The following is a 520-nucleotide window of genomic DNA, read 5'->3' on the forward strand; positions in this document are numbered from 1 at the left end:
GGACAACACCGGCATGGCGCGGGCCGCCCGCAACGGAACGCTGTTTCTGGACGAAGTTGGCGATCTTCCGTTCGAGATGCAGCCGAAACTGCTCAGATTTCTGGAGCTTGGAGAGATCCAGCCTCTTGGCGAGAGCACGCCGCAGCACGTCGACGTGCGGGTTGTCGCCGCGACGAATGCCGATCTGGAGCGGTCCGTGGAAGAGAAGCGTTTTCGTGAAGATCTTTTCCACAGGCTCAATATCATTCGCTTGCATGTCCCGCCGCTTCGCGAGCGCCGCGACGACATCCCATTGCTCGTATCACACTTTCTGATTCTGTGCGCGGACCGGTTCAAGTACGACCGGCCGCCGTCGATTTCACAGGAAGTGCTCGACCGGATGATTGCCTATTCGTGGCCGGGAAATGTCCGTCAACTGCGCAACGAGATCGAACGGCTCGTGACCTTCAGCCAGTCCGGAGCGACCATCACCCGCGACATGCTTTCCGAGGAACTGCAGGATTTCGTTCCGGCACCCATG

General features: G+C 59.4%; 1 protein-coding gene. It reads left to right on the forward strand.

What is annotated here, in order from left to right; all coding sequences use genetic code 11:
- Window positions 1-520: sigma 54-interacting transcriptional regulator (locus tag JNK74_30275; GenBank protein MBL7650456.1), on the forward strand; the 520-nt coding region annotated here is incomplete at both ends.

The organism is Candidatus Hydrogenedentota bacterium (assembly GCA_016791475.1).
In the GTDB taxonomy this organism is placed as follows: Bacteria; Hydrogenedentota; Hydrogenedentia; order Hydrogenedentales; family JAEUWI01; genus JAEUWI01.